Annotated in this window: 19 protein-coding genes and 1 pseudogene; 16 read left to right on the top strand and 4 right to left on the bottom strand. The window is 36.7% G+C overall.

The features are described 5' to 3' along the window. Nucleotides 1-215 precede the first annotated feature (215 nt). From Q360_RS27480 to Q360_RS23340, 3 genes are all read left to right on the top strand, one after another. Nucleotides 216-380 (top strand): integrase core domain-containing protein, encoded by a 165-nt coding sequence (locus Q360_RS27480; RefSeq protein WP_156950121.1) that lies wholly within the window; start codon nucleotides 216-218, stop codon nucleotides 378-380. 107 nt (nucleotides 381-487) lie between these two features. Next, entirely contained in the window at nucleotides 488-1,201 is a 714-nt protein-coding gene (locus tag Q360_RS0113835) for a DUF6090 family protein (RefSeq protein ID WP_027077627.1), read from the top strand. A gap of 186 nt (nucleotides 1,202-1,387) precedes the next feature. Next, nucleotides 1,388-2,413, top strand: a complete 1,026-nt coding sequence (locus Q360_RS23340) for a metallophosphoesterase family protein (RefSeq protein WP_036195995.1) — start codon at nucleotides 1,388-1,390, stop codon at nucleotides 2,411-2,413. Nucleotides 2,414-2,610: 197 nt separating this feature from the next. On the opposite strand, the gene Q360_RS0113825 is transcribed toward Q360_RS23340, so the two are convergent. Both Q360_RS0113825 and Q360_RS27475 read right to left on the bottom strand, forming a co-directional pair. Then, nucleotides 2,611-3,468: a class I SAM-dependent methyltransferase gene (locus tag Q360_RS0113825; RefSeq protein WP_245603268.1), complete on the bottom strand. Its 858-nt coding sequence runs from the start codon at nucleotides 3,466-3,468 to the stop codon at nucleotides 2,611-2,613. A gap of 175 nt (nucleotides 3,469-3,643) precedes the next feature. Then, entirely contained in the window at nucleotides 3,644-4,006 is a 363-nt protein-coding gene (locus tag Q360_RS27475; RefSeq protein ID WP_394331953.1) for a transposase, read from the bottom strand. Nucleotides 4,007-4,260: 254 nt separating this feature from the next. On the opposite strand from Q360_RS27475, the gene Q360_RS23335 reads away from it, so the two are divergent. The 8 genes and pseudogenes from Q360_RS23335 (at nucleotide 4,261) to Q360_RS23320 (ending at nucleotide 10,298) form a co-directional block, all read left to right on the top strand. Further along, complete coding sequence (locus tag Q360_RS23335; RefSeq protein ID WP_156950117.1) at nucleotides 4,261-4,425, top strand: hypothetical protein; 165 nt, start codon at nucleotides 4,261-4,263, stop codon at nucleotides 4,423-4,425. A gap of 139 nt (nucleotides 4,426-4,564) precedes the next feature. Beyond that, on the top strand, nucleotides 4,565-4,816 hold the full coding sequence (locus tag Q360_RS27470; protein WP_084273446.1) for an IS3 family transposase: 252 nt from the start codon (nucleotides 4,565-4,567) through the stop codon (nucleotides 4,814-4,816). Between the two features lie 120 nt (nucleotides 4,817-4,936). Further along, nucleotides 4,937-5,176, top strand: coding sequence for a DDE-type integrase/transposase/recombinase (locus Q360_RS24745; protein WP_051554728.1), 240 nt, complete (start codon nucleotides 4,937-4,939; stop codon nucleotides 5,174-5,176). 69 nt (nucleotides 5,177-5,245) lie between these two features. Beyond that, nucleotides 5,246-5,380 (top strand): annotated as a pseudogene (locus Q360_RS27465) (IS3 family transposase); the annotation flags it as partial. 188 nt (nucleotides 5,381-5,568) lie between these two features. Next, entirely contained in the window at nucleotides 5,569-6,576 is a 1,008-nt protein-coding gene (locus Q360_RS23325; RefSeq protein WP_084273445.1) for a family 43 glycosylhydrolase, read from the top strand. A gap of 101 nt (nucleotides 6,577-6,677) precedes the next feature. Continuing rightward, a complete protein-coding gene (locus Q360_RS0113800; RefSeq protein WP_027077623.1) occupies nucleotides 6,678-8,081 on the top strand; it encodes an alpha-L-fucosidase in 1,404 nt (467 codons plus the stop codon). Nucleotides 8,082-8,226: 145 nt separating this feature from the next. Next, nucleotides 8,227-9,078 (top strand): helix-turn-helix transcriptional regulator, encoded by an 852-nt coding sequence (locus Q360_RS0113795; RefSeq protein ID WP_027077622.1) that lies wholly within the window; start codon nucleotides 8,227-8,229, stop codon nucleotides 9,076-9,078. 101 nt (nucleotides 9,079-9,179) lie between these two features. Further along, nucleotides 9,180-10,298 carry an NmrA family NAD(P)-binding protein gene (locus Q360_RS23320; protein WP_051554726.1) on the top strand — a complete coding sequence of 373 codons (1,119 nt, stop codon included), beginning with the start codon at nucleotides 9,180-9,182 and terminating at the stop codon, nucleotides 10,296-10,298. A gap of 161 nt (nucleotides 10,299-10,459) precedes the next feature. Here Q360_RS23320 and Q360_RS25870 read toward each other — a convergent pair whose 3' ends face one another. Further along, a complete protein-coding gene (locus tag Q360_RS25870) occupies nucleotides 10,460-10,609 on the bottom strand; it encodes a hypothetical protein (protein ID WP_156950116.1) in 150 nt (49 codons plus the stop codon). Between the two features lie 1,100 nt (nucleotides 10,610-11,709). On the opposite strand from Q360_RS25870, the gene Q360_RS0113770 reads away from it, so the two are divergent. Both Q360_RS0113770 and Q360_RS0113765 read left to right on the top strand, forming a co-directional pair. Next, nucleotides 11,710-12,102, top strand: coding sequence for a VOC family protein (locus tag Q360_RS0113770; RefSeq protein WP_027077619.1), 393 nt, complete (start codon nucleotides 11,710-11,712; stop codon nucleotides 12,100-12,102). Nucleotides 12,103-12,117: 15 nt separating this feature from the next. Further along, nucleotides 12,118-12,561, top strand: a complete 444-nt coding sequence (locus Q360_RS0113765) for a DUF1572 family protein (RefSeq protein WP_245603267.1) — start codon at nucleotides 12,118-12,120, stop codon at nucleotides 12,559-12,561. An 83-nt stretch (nucleotides 12,562-12,644) separates the two neighbouring features. Here the strand turns inward: Q360_RS0113765 and Q360_RS26995 are convergent, their stop codons facing one another. Next, complete coding sequence (locus Q360_RS26995; RefSeq protein WP_262493226.1) at nucleotides 12,645-12,767, bottom strand: hypothetical protein; 123 nt, start codon at nucleotides 12,765-12,767, stop codon at nucleotides 12,645-12,647. A gap of 664 nt (nucleotides 12,768-13,431) precedes the next feature. On the opposite strand from Q360_RS26995, the gene Q360_RS24740 reads away from it, so the two are divergent. The 3 genes from Q360_RS24740 to Q360_RS0113750 all read left to right on the top strand — a co-directional run bounded on the left by Q360_RS24740 (nucleotide 13,432) and on the right by Q360_RS0113750 (nucleotide 20,856). Next, on the top strand, nucleotides 13,432-17,070 hold the full coding sequence (locus Q360_RS24740) for a PAS domain-containing protein (RefSeq protein ID WP_051554725.1): 3,639 nt from the start codon (nucleotides 13,432-13,434) through the stop codon (nucleotides 17,068-17,070). A 621-nt stretch (nucleotides 17,071-17,691) separates the two neighbouring features. Continuing rightward, entirely contained in the window at nucleotides 17,692-19,005 is a 1,314-nt protein-coding gene (locus tag Q360_RS0113755) for a sulfatase-like hydrolase/transferase (RefSeq protein ID WP_027077617.1), read from the top strand. A gap of 183 nt (nucleotides 19,006-19,188) precedes the next feature. Then, complete coding sequence (locus Q360_RS0113750; RefSeq protein ID WP_027077616.1) at nucleotides 19,189-20,856, top strand: formate--tetrahydrofolate ligase; 1,668 nt, start codon at nucleotides 19,189-19,191, stop codon at nucleotides 20,854-20,856. Nucleotides 20,857-21,001: the final 145 nt, after the last annotated feature.

Here is a 21,001-nt window from a genome sequence, read left to right as displayed (position 1 = left end):
GATATGTATTTAAGGAAAATTGTAGGAATAGCCTAGCACTAAATGGCTGTGTAAGCGCCTTAAATAAGGCTATATATAAGGCCAAAACACTAAAGGATTACTGCATCACTCAAATCGGGGGATGCCGTATTGTAGTACTATTTAAACCCAAGTTTCAGAAAAGAAAGAAAATAGAAATCAGCATAATTGAAGAGAATCATTGCTATTAAAACACCATTGTAGCGCGAGTGAATGGGATTCCTAAAGACAAGTTTTATCTCGACCAGACCTTTACTTGGCCAGTACACGCTAAAAAGGCGATCAAAAATGCAATCAAACGGTACAACACTAAACGATTACATTTATCTTTAGCGTATAAAACACCTAATATTAATCTGTAGCCGTATTTTTAAGACGTGACATTCTGACCAACCAATAACCAAAAGGATTTCCGCTTTCTCGGGAAGTAACTATGATAAAATTCTTTAGAAAAACACGATACAGCCTTATGGAACAAAATAAGACAGGAAAGTACCTTAAATATGCGATTGGTGAAACTGTCCTTGTCGTTGTTGGAATTTTGATTGCACTTCAAATTAATAATTGGAATGAAAACAAAAAAAATAAACAACAAGAACTAATAATTCTTGAAAATGTTCTTCAAGACCTGAAAAAGGATAGAGTTGGATTAAATAACATTATTGAGAGAAGAACAAGTAAGGCGGCATCAGCAGAAATAATGGCGAGCTATTACGGAGATATTAAAATAAATCAGCTGTCAGATTATTATTCGCATTGGACAAATGTGCTTTATTGGGAAGCTCATTATCCAAGAAATATTGCATTTACAGAATTAATTAATTCGGGGAATGTATCCATAATTAAGAATGTAGATATTAGAAATTCACTTCTTGACATTAATGCATCCTATGAAGAACTGTTTTCAGTTAGAAAGCATATGTATGACGATTATGTTTTTTACCTATACAATCCATTTTCTGGAATTATAGATTTTGGAGACGGAATCAAAGTTTGGTCTAATCCAACTATTGAAATAGAATTATCCGAAGAAGATGTTGCGGTTGCGTTAAAAAATAGAGTAATAAAAAATGGATTTACATTGGCCGCTTTTAATAATACTGGGCTAAAAGAAAACCTTATTCAAATATTGAATGAGGTTGAGTCAACAATTGAATGGATTGATAAAGAAATTGAAAAATAACGAAAGTACAACACCTTATTTACTCAATTACTAGTTCTAGCATACATACAAAAATCCTCGCGGATTTTCTATTCGGTTTTTAAGTGATCAATTTGTTACTTTACTGCGCAACTAAGCATTTACTAACACGTTGTGCTTATGAAAAATAGAGACATCTAATAATTGTTATTAAAATAACCACACTGAATGAAACGTCGATTATTTTTTAATAAAACTACGACCGCCCTAATGGGGCTTGGGCTCACAACGAGTTCTTTTTCAAAAACAACGAACAAGAAAATAAAGGAGCCTGTTAAGGTATGCGCTACCCTAGATCAGGAAAAAGTGTTCTTTTATGCTGAGGTAATTGAAGAGAAAATAAAGGTAGTTCATATTACCGATACGCATTTGTTTAAAGATGATGAAAGAGGAATTCCTTACCAAGCGTACAGTAAGCGAATGGCAAATGCTTATCACCAAACTACACATTTTCAAACACGATTAGAAACGAATCCAGAGGAAGCCTTTGAACAAGCACTCGTATTTGCAAAAGAAGTACATGCTGACGTGATTACATTGATTGGTGATATTTTTAGTTTTCCGTCTGAAGCAGCAATAGAGTGGGTGCAATCGAAATTGAAGGAGACCGGTATTCCGTACATTTATACAGCAGGAAATCACGATTGGCATTATGAAGGGATGGAAGGTACGCTGGAGTCTTTACGTGATACGTGGATTGAAAAGCGATTACTGCCCTTGTATCAAGGCAATCATCCTTTGATGGCGGCTTATGAGATTAAAGGCGTCAGATTTTTGGCTATTGATAATTCTACCTACCAAATTAATGAGGCGCAATTAGCCTTTTTCATAGCACAAGTTAATAGTGGAATACCACTGGTTTTATTAGTTCATATTCCAATGTATGCGCCTGGGAAGAAGATTTCATTTGGTTGTGGAAATCCAAATTGGGGAGCCGCCACAGATGGTAATTTTAAATTAGAAAGACGTCCTAAATGGCCAGAAAGTGGTCATACACAAACAACACTTGATTTTCACAAGAACGTTTTTAATGCCCCAAACTTATTGGGTATTTTTGCAGGACATGTCCATCGAAACTCTATTGAAATGATTAAAGGGAAGCCTCAAATAGTTGCTGATGATAACGCCAGCGGAGGTTATTTGGACATCAACTTTTTACCCATGGATGAACAGGATAAAAAGTTGATTTTATAAATATTTATGTTACATTTTAAACTCCTTCACGTTCGCTACAAGGAACGAAAAAATAGGGTTTACATCTCCGGCCCTAGGAGTCCCCGCAGTATAACAGGACACCAACACCGCTAAATCGTTAGTTCTGAATATAGCTAGTAAGGGAAGTTTGCGCTGGTAATTTTGAAGTTAGAACCCTTTTAATCTTTTAAAAGTAGCTACTGTGGCGTTGCAATTACCGTCATAATTCCGAGAGAAGATCTTTTCTCCATCCATTTTTTTGGGATAAATAGTACCATTCCAAGCACGAATTCCCAAAACTCATCCTCCATATTTTTATCCCATTTGATTCCTTTCTCTTCCATATCACTCATCCAGTAAAGCAAATAGGAATCCATGGTACCATAGGTAAGTAGTTTAGAAACTTTCCAACCACTTTTTTGAAGTAATAGCTCTACATTATGCGGGGAGAACAATGAAATATGGCGGGGCGTATGCCAACCTGCCCAGTTTTTACCATATTTTTTTCTACTGGCAGAATCGAAATTAGGAATTTCAATGATGAGCGATGTACAGGGTTTGGAAATAGATTTTAAATAAGTAAGGTTTTCCAGCGTACTGTAATCATGCTCTAAATAATGCCACATGGTAATGACATCAGGCTGCAAGCTGCTTGGTAGGTCTTTAATTTCTGATACTTGTAAATCGAGTTCTGCGTAATCATCGGATTGATTTTTCCACCCCTCATCAGTAAAGTCGATACCCATGTTTAGGCAATTCAACTCTTGCTGACAAGCCTTTAAAAAGCTAGGCTTGCCACAACCAACATCCAAAATCAAAGATGACGATGTTAGGGTATGCGTCTCCTTTACCCGCTTCACACGCCTCAAATCTAACTTTCGCTGGCTCCTCTCTACCAATTGTTCAAACTTACCCCACGACTTTGCACCTCTGTAAGGTAAATAATAAGACGTGTAGTAGTTTTTTAGTTGGTCTAACGGTACTCTGGGATTTAAAAAAACAAATTTGCATTCAGTACATTGGTCAAAATTGAACATCTCTTTATTCGAATGCATCTGAGCCGTTGTTTTAATAAAAGAAGCAAAAAACGTGGTGTTACAAATAGGACAATTAGTAAGTTGATGCATAGGTTTAATATTGCAAATCTTGCTTTAACGTAATAGGGTTATCCATTTAGATTGCGGCTACTTTAATTGAACTAAAATCATTGGTTTATGCTCAGACATTCTTTCAATAAGTCTGCAAAGTTCGATTTTTTAGGTGGTTCCACCGATTAAATCGGAAAAAATATTCGTTGATGTAGTTTGCCATATTCTCTGCGTCGCAGTATGTATGTACACCACGCAGCCAGTTTTTAAAGTTCCTGATTTGGTTGTGCAGCAAAGGAAAGTTTCTGCACTTTTCGTATCGGGTTTGCTTCAAATTAGAATAGTCTTGCACAAGCGGTCTATAACCTGTCCAGCCATTAGCCAATATGTGAGCTTGTGTGCTGATGTGCATGTCAAGTATGGCACGAAGCGATTTGGCGCTATAGTCTTCAATGACTTTGGCGTAGCCACTTCCGCAAGCACCATTTCGGTACTCAAATGCGATTACAACGCGTATTTTTTTTTAGATGTACATCTTCCTTATTTACCTTTCTGTGGGATTCTAATTTCAAATTTACCAACGTGTACATCGCCATCCAAAGGTTTTTGACCACTGCTTTGCATCGCTGTTTGTGCCTTGCGACTAAAGAGCCAAATTGGAGGTGCTACATTTATCTGGACAATGGGTTAAGCTTTAAACTTATAACTTAATCCCCAATGAAAACAGAAAGAAGGCATTACGAAAAGTCATTTAAAAAAATGACGGTTGAATTAGTTAATTCAGGAAAAAGCAAAGGAGAAACCAGTATAGATTTAGGAATTCGTCAAGAATTACTATCGAGATGGTGTAGCGAGTTTAATGCAAATTCTACGGGTAGTTTTTCAGGAAATGGGCGTCCTAATTTAACACTGAGACAGAAGTAAATTACGGAATTAAGAAAGCATGGAGCGCTGCAGAATTAGAGCGTGATATCGTAGCAAAGGCAGTGAGCAACTTGTCCAAGAACGGATAGATATTTTTAGTTTTATAGATACCTACAAATTAAAATATCCTATTGAAAAGATGTATAAAGTACTAAAAGTAAGTAGGAGCGGTTACTACTACTGGTGCAAAGGATTAATTTTTAATAGAGAAAAAGAAAATAATAAATTGTCACCAAAAGTACTAACTATTAATAATCAGAGTAATGGCACTTACGATAGCCCTCGAATACAGGAGGAATTATGTTACAGAGGATATAAAGTATCCCGCCTAAAAGTTACTAGAATCTTGAGGAATAACAACATACAAAGTAAGATTAGAAAAAATAGGTAGTAACCACAGATTCCAAACATAGTGCTCCTATAGCTCCTAATCTGTTGAACAGAAATTTTACAGTTGACGTACCAGGTATAGTATGGGTCTCGAACAGTACCTCTATAACACTAAAAATGGATGGGTATCCCTATAATTGATTTATTTGACGGTAAAGTAATGGGTTGGGCATTACGTGCTGCTATAAAAGCAGTCGAAACATGTATTGAAACATTAAAAATGGCATTGTATACTAGCAATAGAAGTGAAAATTTAATATTTCACTCAGATAGAGGTGTTCAATATGCCTGTAGTGATTTTACAAAAATTATAAATAAGAATACTATAATCCAAAGTATGAGTAGAAAGGGAAACTGTTAGGATAATGCAGTCGCTGAATCTTTTTTCAAAACATTAAAAACGGAAAGTATATAGCAATACGATTTTAAATCAAAAAGAGAGGCTAAAAGAGACGTCTTTCGATATATAGAAATTTGGTACAATAGAAAAAGAAGACATTCTACGCTAGGATACAAAACCCCGTTAGAAGTAGAAAATTTGTTTAATATCAAAAACGCAGCTTAACTTATTGTCTAATTTTTAGTTGTAATTCCATTACATGTATCTTTAGAGTATAAAACACCTAATTACGTGCAGCAATATACCGCTTAAAACTAATAGTAATCTGTAGCCGTATTGTAGGACGTGACAGTCACACGTAGACCTCATCAGTAGTAGCCCAATAAAAAAAGAATTTTTAAAATAACCGAGAGATGGAAAAAGTACTACTATTGCTATGCCTATTTTGTGCGTTCGTATTTTCCTCACCATTGAAAGGACAGGACACAGCAGCTGTAAAAGAATTGTTTTCTAAAATAAAATTCAAATACGATACTATAAAGGGCATTGGTTATGAAAAAGGATGCACCCGTCGGGATCCTAGTGATGTAATTAAAGTAGGAGATACCTATTATGTATATTATACAAAAATATATGGCAGGGCGCCGGGTTATTGGGAATCTCTATGGTATGCAACTTCAACCGATGATGGCTTCACATGGACAGAGCAAGGGGAGATACTTGGCCTTGGTGACAAGGGTACCTTCGACTCCCAGGCCACATTTACGCCTAATATCCTATATGCAAACCATAGCTACTATTTGTACTATACAGGAGTAAAACCAACACCCGGCAATGTAGAAGGGCAAGTTGTAAATAACGCCACTACGGATATTACAGCCATTGGTGTAGCCATATCAAGTTCTCCTGATGGGCCATTTGTAAGGGGAAGTAATGCCCCTATATTAAACGTTAGTCCCGAACCAGATAAATTTGATAGCTACCGGGTAGATGATGCTGACGTAATGTACCGCAATGGTTTATACTGGCTCTACTACAAAGGACGAGGCAGAGTAGATGGACGTGGTGGTCCTGTCCATACACAAATGGGTACAGCCTTTTCAAAATATCCTGAAGGGCCTTTTACGAAACTAGACCACCCCATATTATCTGGAAGTCATGAAGTGATGCTTTGGCAGCAGGGAACAGGAGTTGGGGCGTTGGCATCCTTGAGCAGTACCTTTGAATATGCACCTGACGGTATCGATTTTATGCGTAATAAAATGGAAATAAAAGTGGAAGACCGCTCCATAGCTATGGGCGTTTTTAGACCTGATTTGATTGATCGTACTATTACAAATGCAGGACTTCATTGGGGTATCTCTATGATAGTGAACGGTGCTGAATGTTATCTAATGAGGTATAAATTGGGGGCTAAGTAATGGGCGCAAAAGAGTTTCCTTTAGATATTAGAATTATCCTTTAAAAAAGTGTAAACATGTTTATAAGTAATTAGAGAAATTGAAAACAAGCAATAAAAAAAATGAAGTATCATATATTTTTTAACCTAGTACTCCTTATTGTTTTAACCGGTCAGGTCTCTGCCCAGAAAGATACAGAAGTTCCTATACCAACGGAAGCCCAACTCCAATGGCAAAATGCAGAATTGGTGGCTGTTTTTCATTACGATTTGCATGTCTTTGATGGTAAAACATACAACCAGAAAAAGAATAGGATTACCCCAATACACGATTATAATATTTTCAACCCAAAAAAACTAGATACAGATCAATGGGTAAAAGCTATAAAAGATGCCGGATTTAAAATGGCCATATTCACTGTTAGCCATGAAACTGGATTCTTTTTCCACCAAAGCAAGGCAACGCCCTATGCTATGAAAGCTTTGGACTGGCAGGATGGAAAGGGAGATATTCTCCGTGATTTTAAGGCATCTTGCGAAAAGTACGGTATTCTTCCCGGAGTTTATATAGGTACGCGATGGAATGCCTTTTATGGTATCCATGATTTTAAAGTTCATGGCACTACTGAATTTGCTCAAAATAGGCAAAAACACTATAACTCCATGATAGAAAACGTTGTAACGGAAGTCTTTAGTAATTATGGCGATTGGGCAATGGTCTGGTTTGATGGTGGTGCCCATGGCCCGGAACAAGGCGGTCCGGATGTGCTTTCTGTTTTTGAAAAATACCAGCCCAACAGTTTATTTTATCACAACCTACAGCGCGCCGATATGCGCTGGGGCGGAAGTGAATCGGGTACGGTACCTTATCCTTGCTGGGGTACATTTACATTTAATAATTCTGGAGCAGACGAACCCACCAAAGAGGCTATTCTAGCCAATAATTTTGCCCTTTTAAAAACGGGTGACCCTGATGGGAAGTACTTCGTTCATGCAATGAGTGATGCTCCACTACGCGGCTATGGCAGCCACGAGTGGTTTTGGGAACCGGAAGATGAGGAACACATTTTTCCCGTGGAAAACCTGATGAACATGTACTACAATAGCGTTGGTCACAACACCTCTCTTATTTTAGGACTAACCCCAAATGCCAACGGATTAATGCCTGAAGCGGATGTAAAGCGCCTAAAAGAATTTGGAGATGAAATTAAAAGAAGGTTCTCCAGTCCCATTGCCACTACTTCCGGAAACGGTAAAACGATACACGTAAAACTTCCTAAAACGCAAAACATAAATCAGGTCGTTTTAATGGAAGCTATTTCTAAAGGAGAGCGCGTACGAAAATTTGTATTGGAAGGCAAAACCAAGATGGGATGGCAAACCATTTTTAAAGGCTCAAGTATTGGGCATAAATTTATCCATACGTTTGATGCTATTGAAGCGTCGGCAATTAGGCTGAATATTGTAGAATCCAAAGGCGAATCTCAGATTTTGAACTTTAGTGTTTATCATATAAATGTGAAGTAAAAAGTCTCGGGGTAAGCCCACGAGGCATTAAAAGAAACATAGCTTTTTCAATTTTAGAAGCATGCTTATGAAGTATTAAACCTGTATATCCCGCTGAAAAAGAGGGATGAGTTCAACTAACTGCTTTAACGAACATTTTTAAGAAATGCTAATTAACCACAACACCCTTAGTTTATACGGTGAAAAAATATTTGAGAGCGCTCAATTCAAACCTCCTTTCAAACGGCCCAATCATTTAAGTAATGAGGCCTGCTACCTTCATGTATTAGAAGGAGGCCATAATCACTATGCAGCAACGGAGCGAATAGAGGCCAAAAAAGACGGTGGCATATTTATGAAGTGTGGCAATTTTATATTTGAACCTATAGCAGATAAAACTACTGGTGAAGCAAAGCTAATAGCCATTCATTTTTTCCCTGAAGTACTTAAAAAACTTTTTAAGGATAATCCGCCAGAATTCTTGTTTACCGATAATAGAACCATTCAGGCGGATATGACCCATATCAATCGGAATAAAATAATTAGCCATTACATAGAATCGATTTCACTTTTGTTTGATAACACTGCGCTGGCTGAAGAAGGCATTTTAGAACTTAAATTAAAAGAGATTATTTTAATCCTTTCCAAAATTGATGCTTCTGGAGTTAACCAAATACTCCACAACCTGTTCAATCCAACGACAGTTATCTTTAAAGATGTAATTGAAGCGCATCTCTTTTCTAACTTATCAGTTGAAGATTTAGCGGAACTGACCAATAATAGCTTAACATCCTTTAAACGTAAATTCAATAAGATTTATGATGCAAGTCCGGCTTACTACATTAAGAACAAAAGACTTGAGAAGGCTGCAAAGCTTTTGAAAATTACAAACGGAGCTATATCCGATATTTCTTTTGAATGCGCTTTTAATGATTTAGCTCATTTTAGTAATTCCTTCAAATCGAAATATAATTTATCACCCTCCGAATATCGAATGGACCAAAATTCCAAATCATAAGCCTAAACGTTCAAAAAAAAACATGCTCATTTCCTGAATTTTGTTGTTAAGGTTTAAACGGTTCAAGACCTCTTTCCAAAACCGAAACGAAAAATAAAATTATGGAAAATAAAATACTAGTAACTAGTGCTAATGGACATGTTGGAACACCAACAGTAAAAGAGCTTTTATTATTGGGATTAAAAGTAAGAGCATTTGTAAGAAGCAATAACAGCGACGGATCAAAAGCACTGAAGAAATTAGGAGCTGAGCTTTTCGTCGGAGATCAGAATGATATTAATGATTTAAGAAAATCTCTAAAAGGAGTTCAACGCGCTTTTTATTGTTCTCCAACTTCAAACTATCACCTTTCTAAAACCACTGCTTTTGTGCAAGCAGCTGAAGATGAAGGGGTAGAACACGTCGTATATTTAACACAGTGGCTTTCATCCGAAAACCATCATTCGCCTCATACTAGAGAGCATTGGTTGGCAGATCAAGTAGTTAAAATGCATCAAAAGGTGAATTACACCATTGTAAATCCAGGTTTATTTGCATTCTTTTATTTTATGACAAAAGAGGTTGTTGCTCATTTTGGAATGGTACCAACACCTATAAAAAATGCAGCGCAAGGTAAGGTAGGATTAAATGCACCACCTTCAGAGGAAGACCAAGGAAGAGTTATAGCGCAAATATTAAAAAACCCAGCCCCACATGCCGGCAAAACATATCGACCTACAGGACCAAAACTGATATCCTTTGTAGATGTGGCAGATACCTTTAGTAAAATTTTAGGTAAAAACATACAAGTGAGAGCGGTTTCAAGAGCAAGATTCCTTAAATCATTGAACTCTTTAAGTGCACCAACTCCGCTGAAAGATTTTATGCTCATGAATATTCCGTATTACCAAGATGAGCTGGAACGAAAAACTTTTGCCTTTGGAACATCTGCTGTAACTTCAGTAGTTAAAGATTTAACAGGAAAAGACCCTGAAGATTTTGAAACCATTGCCAGAAGGGAATTTGCAAAATCTCCTGAAATGGAACCCACTTTAAGCAACAAAATAACGGCTTTCAAAGGGTTTTTAAAAATTATTTTTTCCAAGGAACCATCAGTTCAAAAATTAAAAGACAAGTATACTATTCCTACATCAAAAAGGGGCTATAAATTTGCTCAAGAGAATCCTTACTGGGTGAAAGAACATGAGTCACAATCAAATTTTGTTTTAATTAAAACATAAGTTTAACTAAAGTGTCTTCACAATTAGGGAAAACTGTATCTATTCGAGTAGGCGGTCGTGAGCTGTTAAGCACAGGGCGTGCCTCTCATAAAACCGTAAATACAAATATCGCATACGGCGGTTCGTAAATCATCAAACCAAAGCGCTATTCTCCCTTGGCACTAGCTACTAATGTAGGCATAGGCTAGCCCTAGTGCTCCTATGTGAATTTTGAAGCGTAGTACATTCGGTCCTTTCTTACTTATGAGGCCTCTAGGGTATCGCTCTAGCACATTTCCTGTACCTCCGATGACCGCTGCTGACTTCTCCATATAGCTAGCTACACGCAGCTTGGGAGGCCGCCTCAAATAAAAACATCCTCTTTCACTCGATTCCTACTACACCTACGACATCGGTGGTTACCTAAAAAAAAGTATTTCGGACGTCACAATGATGTGCCTGCTTATCCAACGGAGTAGCCTCCGTATGCCATTCCTGTTCGTCAGCACCGATTTTGTAGCGGTATGTCCGCACTAGTCAATCCTTAATAACCTTCAGTCCTAGCTTCGCAAAAGCACCCTTGTAGCTTACGAATGGTTCAAGGCGTTACCCCCTGCACATAAGGGACTTGCACCCTCAAAATTAATTAACTACTTTTCTATCGTTCAAAAGACGCCCATGCTAGGCACACATAAAAGATATAGTGCATAATCACCCTTCGGGATACTTCGTAGAGCAAAACAATGAATAGTAAGGGTTATGAATGAGAAAAAAATAAAATTAAACGTTGAAAAAACTAAAAGAGAATTAAGTTTCTTTGAAAAATTAATTTACTACAAGATTTCCATACTCATGCTTTCTATCCCTTTTATTTACGTAAGTAACGAATTGTTAAATGATGGGTTGAGCGGGGCATTAGAGCCTTCTCATAAAATAAGCTTCTTTTTTATTTTTATTGTACTTATAATTATTTAGAAGAAAAATAAAGACCTAAACCTTAAAAATTTTCAAACTGACTTGAACAAAAATGAATTAGAACACGAAATTGAAAAGTTGGCAACCGAATTTAATTGGATACCTATTTCTTCATCAGAAAATCACTTTGAATTCAAAGTTAAAGCAAGTTCTTTTCGTTCTTCTAACACCTTTAGTTTAGGTAGAGAATACAAAAGATATATTGATATCATTATACAAATTTATTCCGGAAAATTTTAATTAAACCTAAGTTTAGACCTCAAAAATTCTGAAATAATTGAAATATTGGGAGAGACAAAACAATTGAAAAATATCATTAGTAACAGGATGAAGAAACCACCATCAAACAAAGATTATAATTAATCGCTTGTCTCCATTTGCAAACCTTGTCAGGAAGCGCAACATACGTAAGAAACTACAAGGCCGAGACCTAATAGATACCATAAAAACCAAAACCATGAACTTAAATCAAGTCACTATTCCATCCTTAGATTTAACAAAGGCAATTCCCTTTTACGAAACCTTGGGATTAAGGTTAATCGTGAAAGCACTCCCCCATTACGCCAGATTTGAATGCCCAGATGGTACCGCAACGTTTTCTATACATCAAACGGAGACCTTAGCCACTGGAGATGGCGTGCACATCTATTTTGAATGCGAACATCTAGATGGGTATGTGAAGGAACTTATAGAAAAAGGAGTTAAATTTGAGTTGCTCCCTACAGACCAAAACTGGCTATGGCGCGAGGCGCGTTTAAAAGATGTAGATAACAATCAATTGATCCTCTATTATGCAGGAGACAATAGGCTAAACCCACCCTGGCGCATAGAGAACAAAACGTTTAGTTAAAAGAAAACCTGTATTTTGAAAGAAGCCCTAAAAGAATTGTTCAACAGAGATTTGACTGCCCTACGGAAGGAAATTGAGCTTTACAGAGATGAAGCCAAGCTATGGAAGTTGGATAACAGTATTCAGAATTCTGGGGGCACCTTATGCCTGCATGTAATTGGAAATTTAAAAACCTTTATCGGTAACGCATTGGCACAGACCACCTATGTGCGAGATCGGGAATTTGAATTTTCTGGCACCCCTATTCCTAGAACTAAACTCTACCAAGAACTAGACGAAACCATTGCCGTAGTGAACAAAGGGTTTGATGCCCTCACCGAAGCACAATTAGATGATGATTTTCCAATACGCATCTGGGAAGAAGAAACGAAAATCCTTTTTACACTTATGCATTTACATGGGCACTTAACCTATCATTTGGGACAATTAAATTACCATAGACGCATTTTAGATGTTTAAATGGTGTGTTGTAAAAGGATACAAAACTGTATAAACAAAAAAAAGGGCTTTCGCCCTTTTTTACTTTTACTAGTACACCATTCTTAAGAAAAACGGATTAGTTTTAATCCAGTATGTCTGCGGTGATTTCTCCAACTCGCGTGTCGGGTTACTATTTTATCCGCAGCTGCGTCGCTTTTAGTATGTTCTTTTTTAGTATCTCTCATAATTAGGAATTTTAAAACTTATTGTGATGAGCGCAATTTGCACTCTTATGTACACTTAGTTAGACGTAATAAAAGCCCAAATGTTACAGTGTTAAGACAAGCTTAACACTTCGGGAGACCCCATATAATATAAGATATTAAGGAATTGAATGTAAACCTAGCAATCAAGCAAACCTAGCAACTCCAAGGTGCAGATTCAGCAAGAAACGGGTACATAGTAGCGCTATTTCGGAATTCCATTATTTTATGCTTTCTATTGTTCTTTTCCTACCTAAGAGGCATTTTTAGCGCAACATAGACGCTAAAACTTCGCTTTTCTAAAAATAGAGGTATCCCAATTTATTCACGATTAAGTAGGGCATCGATAGCATCTCATAGAAAAAATACCTTGACGGAAAGCTAAACGAGATAATTACCAGCCATACTACCCTTTTTGTTCATAACTACTTAAAATTATTAAGAACCTTACGTTTATATGTAAGGAAATACACCGAATAGGTTTTAACTTGTAACCTGTATACAATCAGCTGATGCCTAGATATTTTTAGGGTAGTAGATTTTTAAAATAAAGCATAAACCTACTCCTACACATATCTGAAATTATAGCAGGATTAGTATAATAGTACCCATACAGATACGGTATAGTCAATGTCATAAAAACAATATGAAATCAATTAAAAAACCTACATATCAAGAATTAGAGGAGCGAATTAATCAATTGCAATCAGAAATAAAAATAGACCAAGACTATAAGCGCCTATTCGATAATGCCACAATTTCTATTTGGAATGAAGATTTTACACTAATATTTGAACAAATAGATAAACTTAGAAAACTTGATATTCCAAATATAAAAATATATTTAAAGAAGAACCCCAAGGTTTTATTTTCATTCATTGGAAAATTAAAAATTAATAGTGTCAATAAGGCTACTTTACAGTTGTTTGGAGCCAAAAGTGATGAAGAATTTTTGAATAATATACAGATTACATTTGGTGACGGAGCAGACAAAGTGTTCTTGAGCCTTATAGAATCAATATGGAATAATGAAAAATCGTTTATATCAGAAGTAAATTATAAAACGCTACAAGGAGATGAATTCGCAGCGTTATTTTCAATTCATATTCCTCAAACAAAAAAAGAGCAACAGTCAGTTCCAGTTACGATTCAAAGTATTCAGGCAGTAAAAGAAGCTGAAGCAGCCAAAAGGGAATCCTTAATAAAATTAGAGCAGGCTCAAAAAATTGCTAATATAGGGAGTTGGGAATGGGAGTGGGAAACTGATAATGCGGTATGGTCTGATGAAATGTATCGAATTTATGGTGTTAAAAAAGATGAATTTGACCCTATTAGTGAAAACGTAAGTAAGACAATTTTAGAAGAGGATAAACAGAAGATGGAGCATGCGATTAGCCAATTATTAAAAGGCGAAATAGTAGATTCATTTGAATTTAAAATTGTTAGACCGAATAATGAAATTAGAGATCTAATTATCATAGGCTTACAGATAAACAAAGGGACAATATTTGGTGTGACTCAAGATATAACGGATAGAAAAAAGATAGAGAATGAATTAAATAAAGCGCAGACTTTAGCAAAAGTTGGAAGCTGGATATTTAATCTTTCAAATCAAAAGATAAAATGGTCAAATGAAATGTTTCACATGTGGGGTTTAAATCCAAAGAAAGATGCCCCCCTTGAATTTGATACAATGCTTAAGCAAATACACATAGATGACTTAAAATTATTAACACGTTCTGTTGAAAAAGCTTCTACTCTAGGAACGCCATACGATATTGAGCATCGAGTTTTGCTGACCAATGGAGAACAGAAAGTGTTAAGAGCCATTTGTCAACCTGTATTGGGCGCTACTGGTGAGGTGGTAGGTTTAGTAGGTACTTCTCAAGATATTACCGTACAAAAACTATTAGGTGCAGAACTTATAACAGCGAAAGAAAAAGCAGAGGAAAGTAAAGATTATCTAAATAATATAATAAACAACATTGGTGACCCTGTATTTGTAAAAGATGATAAATTAAGATTAGTGTTAGTGAACGATTCTTTCTGTAAACTCTTAGGCGTTTCCAAAAGTAAAATAATTGGCACAACAATGGCTGAAAATTTTCCAGATCAACAGATGGAAGGCTTCCTAAAGATAGACAGGCAGGTTTTATCTGATGGTCAAGAAATCTTAAAAGAGGAAACCGTAACGAATGCGAGTGGTGATGAATTAACCATTATCACAAGAAAATCCAGATATGTTGATGAACATAACAATAAGTTTATTGTTGGTACGATTCGAGACATCACCGAAGCACAAATAATTCAAAAAGAGTTAAACAGTCAAAATAAAAAAATATATAATTTAAATACTAAATTAAATGAGGCACAGAGATTGTCGCATATAGGAAATTGGGAGTATAATATTGAAACTGATACTATAACATGGTCAAAAGAATTATTTAATATTTTTGAACGTTCGTATGAACTAGAAGCACCAAAATATTCTGAGCATGAATTATTTTATACGAAAGAAAGTTTTGAAATAATGAATCAAGCGTTCATTAATTGCATTCAAAATAAAGTCCCTTATGATATAGAGCTAGATATTTACACTTCGAACGGCTCCATAAAGCATATAATTTCAAAGGGGAATTTTAAGAAGAATGATGATAACAAAGTTGTATCCTGCTACGGAACAGCTCAGGACATCACCCAAAGAAAATTAATTCAAAAGGAATTAGACAGTCAAAACGAAAAACTTAATAACGTAAACAATACCTTAAATGAAGCGCAGAAACTAGCACATATTGGAAGCTGGTTATTTAACCTTACCACTCAAAAGATAGAATGGTCGGATGAAACGTTTCACATTTGGGGTTTAGATCCAAAGAAAGATGCTCCTCCTGAATTTGATACAATGCTTAAGCAAATACACACCGATGACTTAGAGTTATTTACACGTTCTATTGAAAAAGCTTCTACGCTAGGAACGCCTTACGATATTGAGCATCGAGTTCTGCTGACCAATGGAGAGCAGAAAGTATTAAGAGCCATTTGTCAACCTATATTGGGTGCTACTGGTGAGGTGGTGAGCTTAGCAGGTACTAGCCAAGATATCACCGAGCAAAAAAAATTAGCTATAGAACTTATAAAGGCGAAAGAAAAAGCAGAGGAAAGTGACCGATTGAAATCAGCATTTCTTGCAAATATGAGTCATGAACTCCGCACTCCAATGAACGGTATTTTAGGATTTTCAGAATTATTAAAAGAAAAGAATATTTCTAATGAAAAGAAAGACACTTATTTAGAATTTATTGAAAAAGAAGGAAATCGTCTTTTGAGTTTCATTTCGAACATTGTAGATATTTCAAAGATTGAATCTAATGTTATTACCATTAACACCTCTTCTTCTAATATCAACATTCTTATTGATGAGCTCTATTCAAAATATGCTATTAAACTAAAGAATACAGGCATTAAACTTCAAATCAAAAAAGGATTGGGAGATAAAGACAGTAGTGTAAAAATAGACACAAATAAATTGGTTCAGGTATTGTCTAATTTATTGGAGAACGCAATAAAATTCACTAAAAAAGGGGAGATAGAATTTGGATATTTCCTAGCTAACAGCGAACTTAAATTTTATGTTAAGGATTCTGGCGTTGGAATTGAAATTGAAGAACAAAGGAACATTTTCAACAGATTTAGGCAAGGTAAACTAGAACAGACTCATAATCATGGGGTGGGATTGGGCTTGTCAATTGTGAAAGGTCTCGTTAATATTCTTGGCGGCGACGTGTGGGTAGATTCTCAAACAGGAGTAGGTTCAACATTTTTCTTTACAATCCCCTACGAAAATGTAACTACTGACACAAAGGTGGTTTTGGATCATAGCGACACGGCTCTTGAGAGTGGCCATTTTACACTATTAATAGCTGAAGATGACGAGTTTAGCTTTATGTATTTAAAGGCATGTCTTTCAGATTTTAACTGCTCCATTTTACGTGCTTTTAACGGAAAAGAAGCTGTTGAACTAGTAAACCAAAACGCTGCTATAGATTTAGTGTTAATGGACATCAACATGCCTGAAATGAACGGAGATAGGGCATTAGAGGAAATAAGAAAAACAAATAAAGAAGTACCAATAATTGCCCAAACAGGTTTGGCTATGTCCGGAGATAAAGAAAAATTATTGAAGGCTGGTTTTAATGATTACATATCCAAACCTATCTCTACAAACGTTTTAATGACAACCGTAAATAAACACTTAAAAAAAGTCGCTAGTGCTAAAAATAGCTAAAAAACTTAAGAGTATTAGTACTGAATTTTAGAAGGTCAGTTGCAAACCACCGCATAAAAATTTTGATATTCAAAAAATAAATAATCTTGTTTATGCACTACATAAATAGGACAGCGCTTTAAACTTACCGGTATTTACTAGCACGGCGTAACCATAATTTGCACACAACAAACTTAAAAAAACGAATAAAACCACAGCTTCTATGTGGAAAGAGTGTCCATCTTTTATAAAAGATACCTTATAATTTTAGAATTAACGATTTATAAGCTGCATGAAGTCGGACTAAAGCACTCTTGATTAGATGGGACTGAACAGCTGTGCGTAGATGAAATACCAAGCTGCATCTAACTATTATAAAAGCGCTTAAATAAGCAAAGAAAGGCTTCTTAATCCATGTACAAACTTCTTTATAATTAGGCAGAAATACGCAATTTTTACTTACAAGAAGCTACCAAAACCTGAGTAGCTCCTGCAAAAGCACTGTTGCTAACAGAATAGCTAAGCCATGCAGGCTTTGGGAAAAATCAAAAGGTTTATGTATTTTTAATATGCCCACTGTATTTATAAATTTGACCTATTCTCAAAACTAAAATAATAACAAAGTTTAAAACTCCAGTGTCCATGAAAAAACAAGTAGCACTACTACTCCCTATTTTTGCCCTAGCACTCTCTTCCTGTATATCTGTAAGCGTAAAAGACAGGCCCAACATCATTCTTATTATGGCAGATGATATGGGTTATGAGTCTTTAAGTGTCAATGGCGCTACATCATACCATACCCCTAATCTTGACCGTTTGGCTAGTAATGGTATCCGCTTTTCAAAAGCAATCTCGCAACCCCTTTGCACCCCTTCTCGGGTTAAAATAATGACGGGATTGTACAACTATCGCAACTACGACTATTTTGCTAATTTGAACACCAACCAGTACACCTTTGGTAATTTAATGAAAGAGGCAGGTTATGCCACCTGTGTTGCTGGGAAGTGGCAACTGAACGGACAATCTCATAAAGACGAAATTCCAAATTGGGAGGATAGCACAAAACCAATTCAGTTTGGATTTGATGAATACTGCTTGTGGCAATTAACAAAAAGAGGAAGTAGGTATGCCAATCCTTTGATTGAACAAAATGGCGCTTTTCTAGAAAGTAAAAGCACCGATTATGGGCCTGAACTATTTGCAAATTACATTCTTGACTTTATAGAGCGAAAAAAGGAGCAACCCTTTTTCATTTATTACCCCATGGTTTTAGTGCACGACCCCTTTGTTCCCACTCCTGACTCCAAAGATTGGGTAAATACCGAGTTAAGAACTAAAAATGACACGACCTACTTTAAAGATATGGTTTCATACACCGATAAAATAGTTGGGAGAATACATACCAAGCTTGTAGAATTAAACCTAGATAAAAACACTATTCTAATCTTTACCGGGGACAATGGCACCCACCCAAGTGTATATTCGGACACTAAAGAAGGCAGGGTAAGAGGTGCAAAGGGCAATACCATAGATGCCGGCACACATGTTCCTTTGGTGATTTCTTGGCCAGAAAAGATGGATAAAGGAACGGTTTATAATGAGTTAATCGAATTCAGTGATTTCTTTCCAACCTTTGCAGCTATTGTTGATAAAGAGACAACATCTGACGGACAAAGCTTCTACCCGCTACTAAAAGGGGAAGCACATAATCCACGAGAATCAAGCTTTGTTCATTATGACCCACAATGGGGTAAGCGAGTGAATCAATATCGGAATCAGTTCGTAAGAACAACGGAATACAAACTCTATCAAGATGGTAAATTTTTTAATCTAGCCAAGGACAAGTTAGAAGAAACACCCTTACTTTCAGACGTACTAACAGAAGAGGAGCTGCATATTAAACAAACCTTAACGAACGAATTGAAAAAACATCCTGCTTGGGATAAGCAACAATAATCACGGGGTACAAACATAGATAGCACGTATAAATCTGAGTGTTTTATCCTTATTTTCGAAGTACGGAAAATTTAAAAGTGGACTCCGTATACAGGATAAAAGGTTCGCTATGCTTTACCCTAGGTTTCAAGCTGCCAACACCAACGCAAAGCCGCTTATTCTAAACGCAAAGAAAAAACTAAAATGACAGACATAGAAATTGCACAGAAAGTTACAGGAGCGCACATAAGAGAAGTAGCTAAGAAAATAGATATCCAAGAAGCCGATTTGGAATATTACGGGAATGAAAAGGCAAAGCTACCGCTGAGTTTAATAAACGACGAGCAGGTTTGCAAAAGTAAGCTCATCTTGGTTACGGCCATAACGCCAACCCCTGCCGGAGAAGGAAAAACAACCACGTCCATTGGTCTAAACGATGGATTAAACCATATTGGCAAAAAGTCCGTTGTCGTTTTAAGAGAGCCGAGTTTAGGTCCTGTTTTCGGAATAAAAGGGGGTGCTGCTGGTGGTGGGTGGAGTCAAGTAATTCCAATGGTGGATATCAATCTGCATTTTACTGGAGATTTTCATGCCATAGCTATGGCCAATAATCTACTCGCCGCACTCATAGACAACAATATACAAAGCAAGACCAAAAGCCTTGGCATAGACCCACGTACCGTACTCTGGAAACGCTGTATGGATATGAACGACCGTGCCCTACGAAACATAATTACGGCATTGGGAGGTAAAGCAGGTGGAATTCCTAGGGAGACGGGATTCAATATTACAGCCGCTTCAGAAATTATGGCCATTTTATGTTTGTGTAACAACTTAGAAAACCTACAGGAGATGTGTGCGAACATCTATGTAGGCGATACCTTTGAAGGAACTGCTGTTTATGCCAAAGAGCTAAAAGCCGCCGGTGCCATGGCCGTTTTACTAAAAGATGCCATCAAACCAAACTTAGTGCAAACCTTGGAGGGAAACCCCGCAATTATACATGGAGGACCCTTTGCGAATATCGCTCAGGGAACCAATTCGATCATTGCTACAAAAATGGGAATGAGCCTAGGGGAGTATGTCGTTACCGAAGCAGGTTTCGCAGCCGATTTGGGTGCTGAAAAGTTCTTGAATATAAAATGTAGAAAAGCGAAGCTATCACCAAAGGCTGTTGTGATTGTCGCCACGATTAGAGCCTTGAAGTATCACGGAGGGAAGCCCCTTAATAGCTTAAGTGAAGAAGACCTAGCTGCGCTAAAGAACGGAATGCCCAACCTAGAACGACATATTGAAAGTATACAAAGCTTTGGATTGCCTGTAGTCGTCTCTGTAAATGCATTTACCAGCGACACCGAAGCTGAAAAAGAATTGATTTATGACCATTGTAAAAAACTTGGCGTCCCTGTAGCGTTAAGTTATGGTTGGGCAGATGGTGGAAAAGGCTGTTCCGAATTGGCCGAAAAAGTAGTAGCAGCGGCCGAAACCTGCACAGCTAATTTTAAACCTACCTACCATCTGGAAGACGAACCCTTATTAAAAATTGAAAAAATTTGTAGGACGATTTACGGAGCAAAAAACATAGTACTTAGTGCAGTTGCCAAAAGACAACTAAAACGATTTGAAGCTTTAGGCTACGGGAAACTGCCTATTTGTATGGCAAAAACCCAAAAAAGCATAAGCGATAACGATACGCTACTAGGCCGACCTGAGAATTTTGATATCCATATTCGGGAGTTTGAGATTGCTACAGGTGCAGGGTTCCTAATTCCTATTGCTGGCAATATGCTTAGAATGCCTGGCCTCCCTTCAGCGCCTTCCTCCGAAAATATTCATATGGATAGTGAGGGAACCATCTCGGGATTATTTTAATGAAAAGGCAAGGAAACATAGTCCCCTTCCATCTTTTAGTTGTTGTGCTTCTTTTAAACCTTACCCATGCTGTAGCCCTAAAACTAAAATGATAAAATCGTAAACTAAAAAAATAACTTTTGCTCATTTCCTAGAATAGGTTGAA

It is taken from the genome of Maribacter antarcticus DSM 21422 (assembly GCF_000621125.1).
Lineage (GTDB): Bacteria > Bacteroidota > Bacteroidia > Flavobacteriales > Flavobacteriaceae > Maribacter > Maribacter antarcticus.
This window is presented reverse-complemented; position numbering and strand designations above follow the sequence as displayed.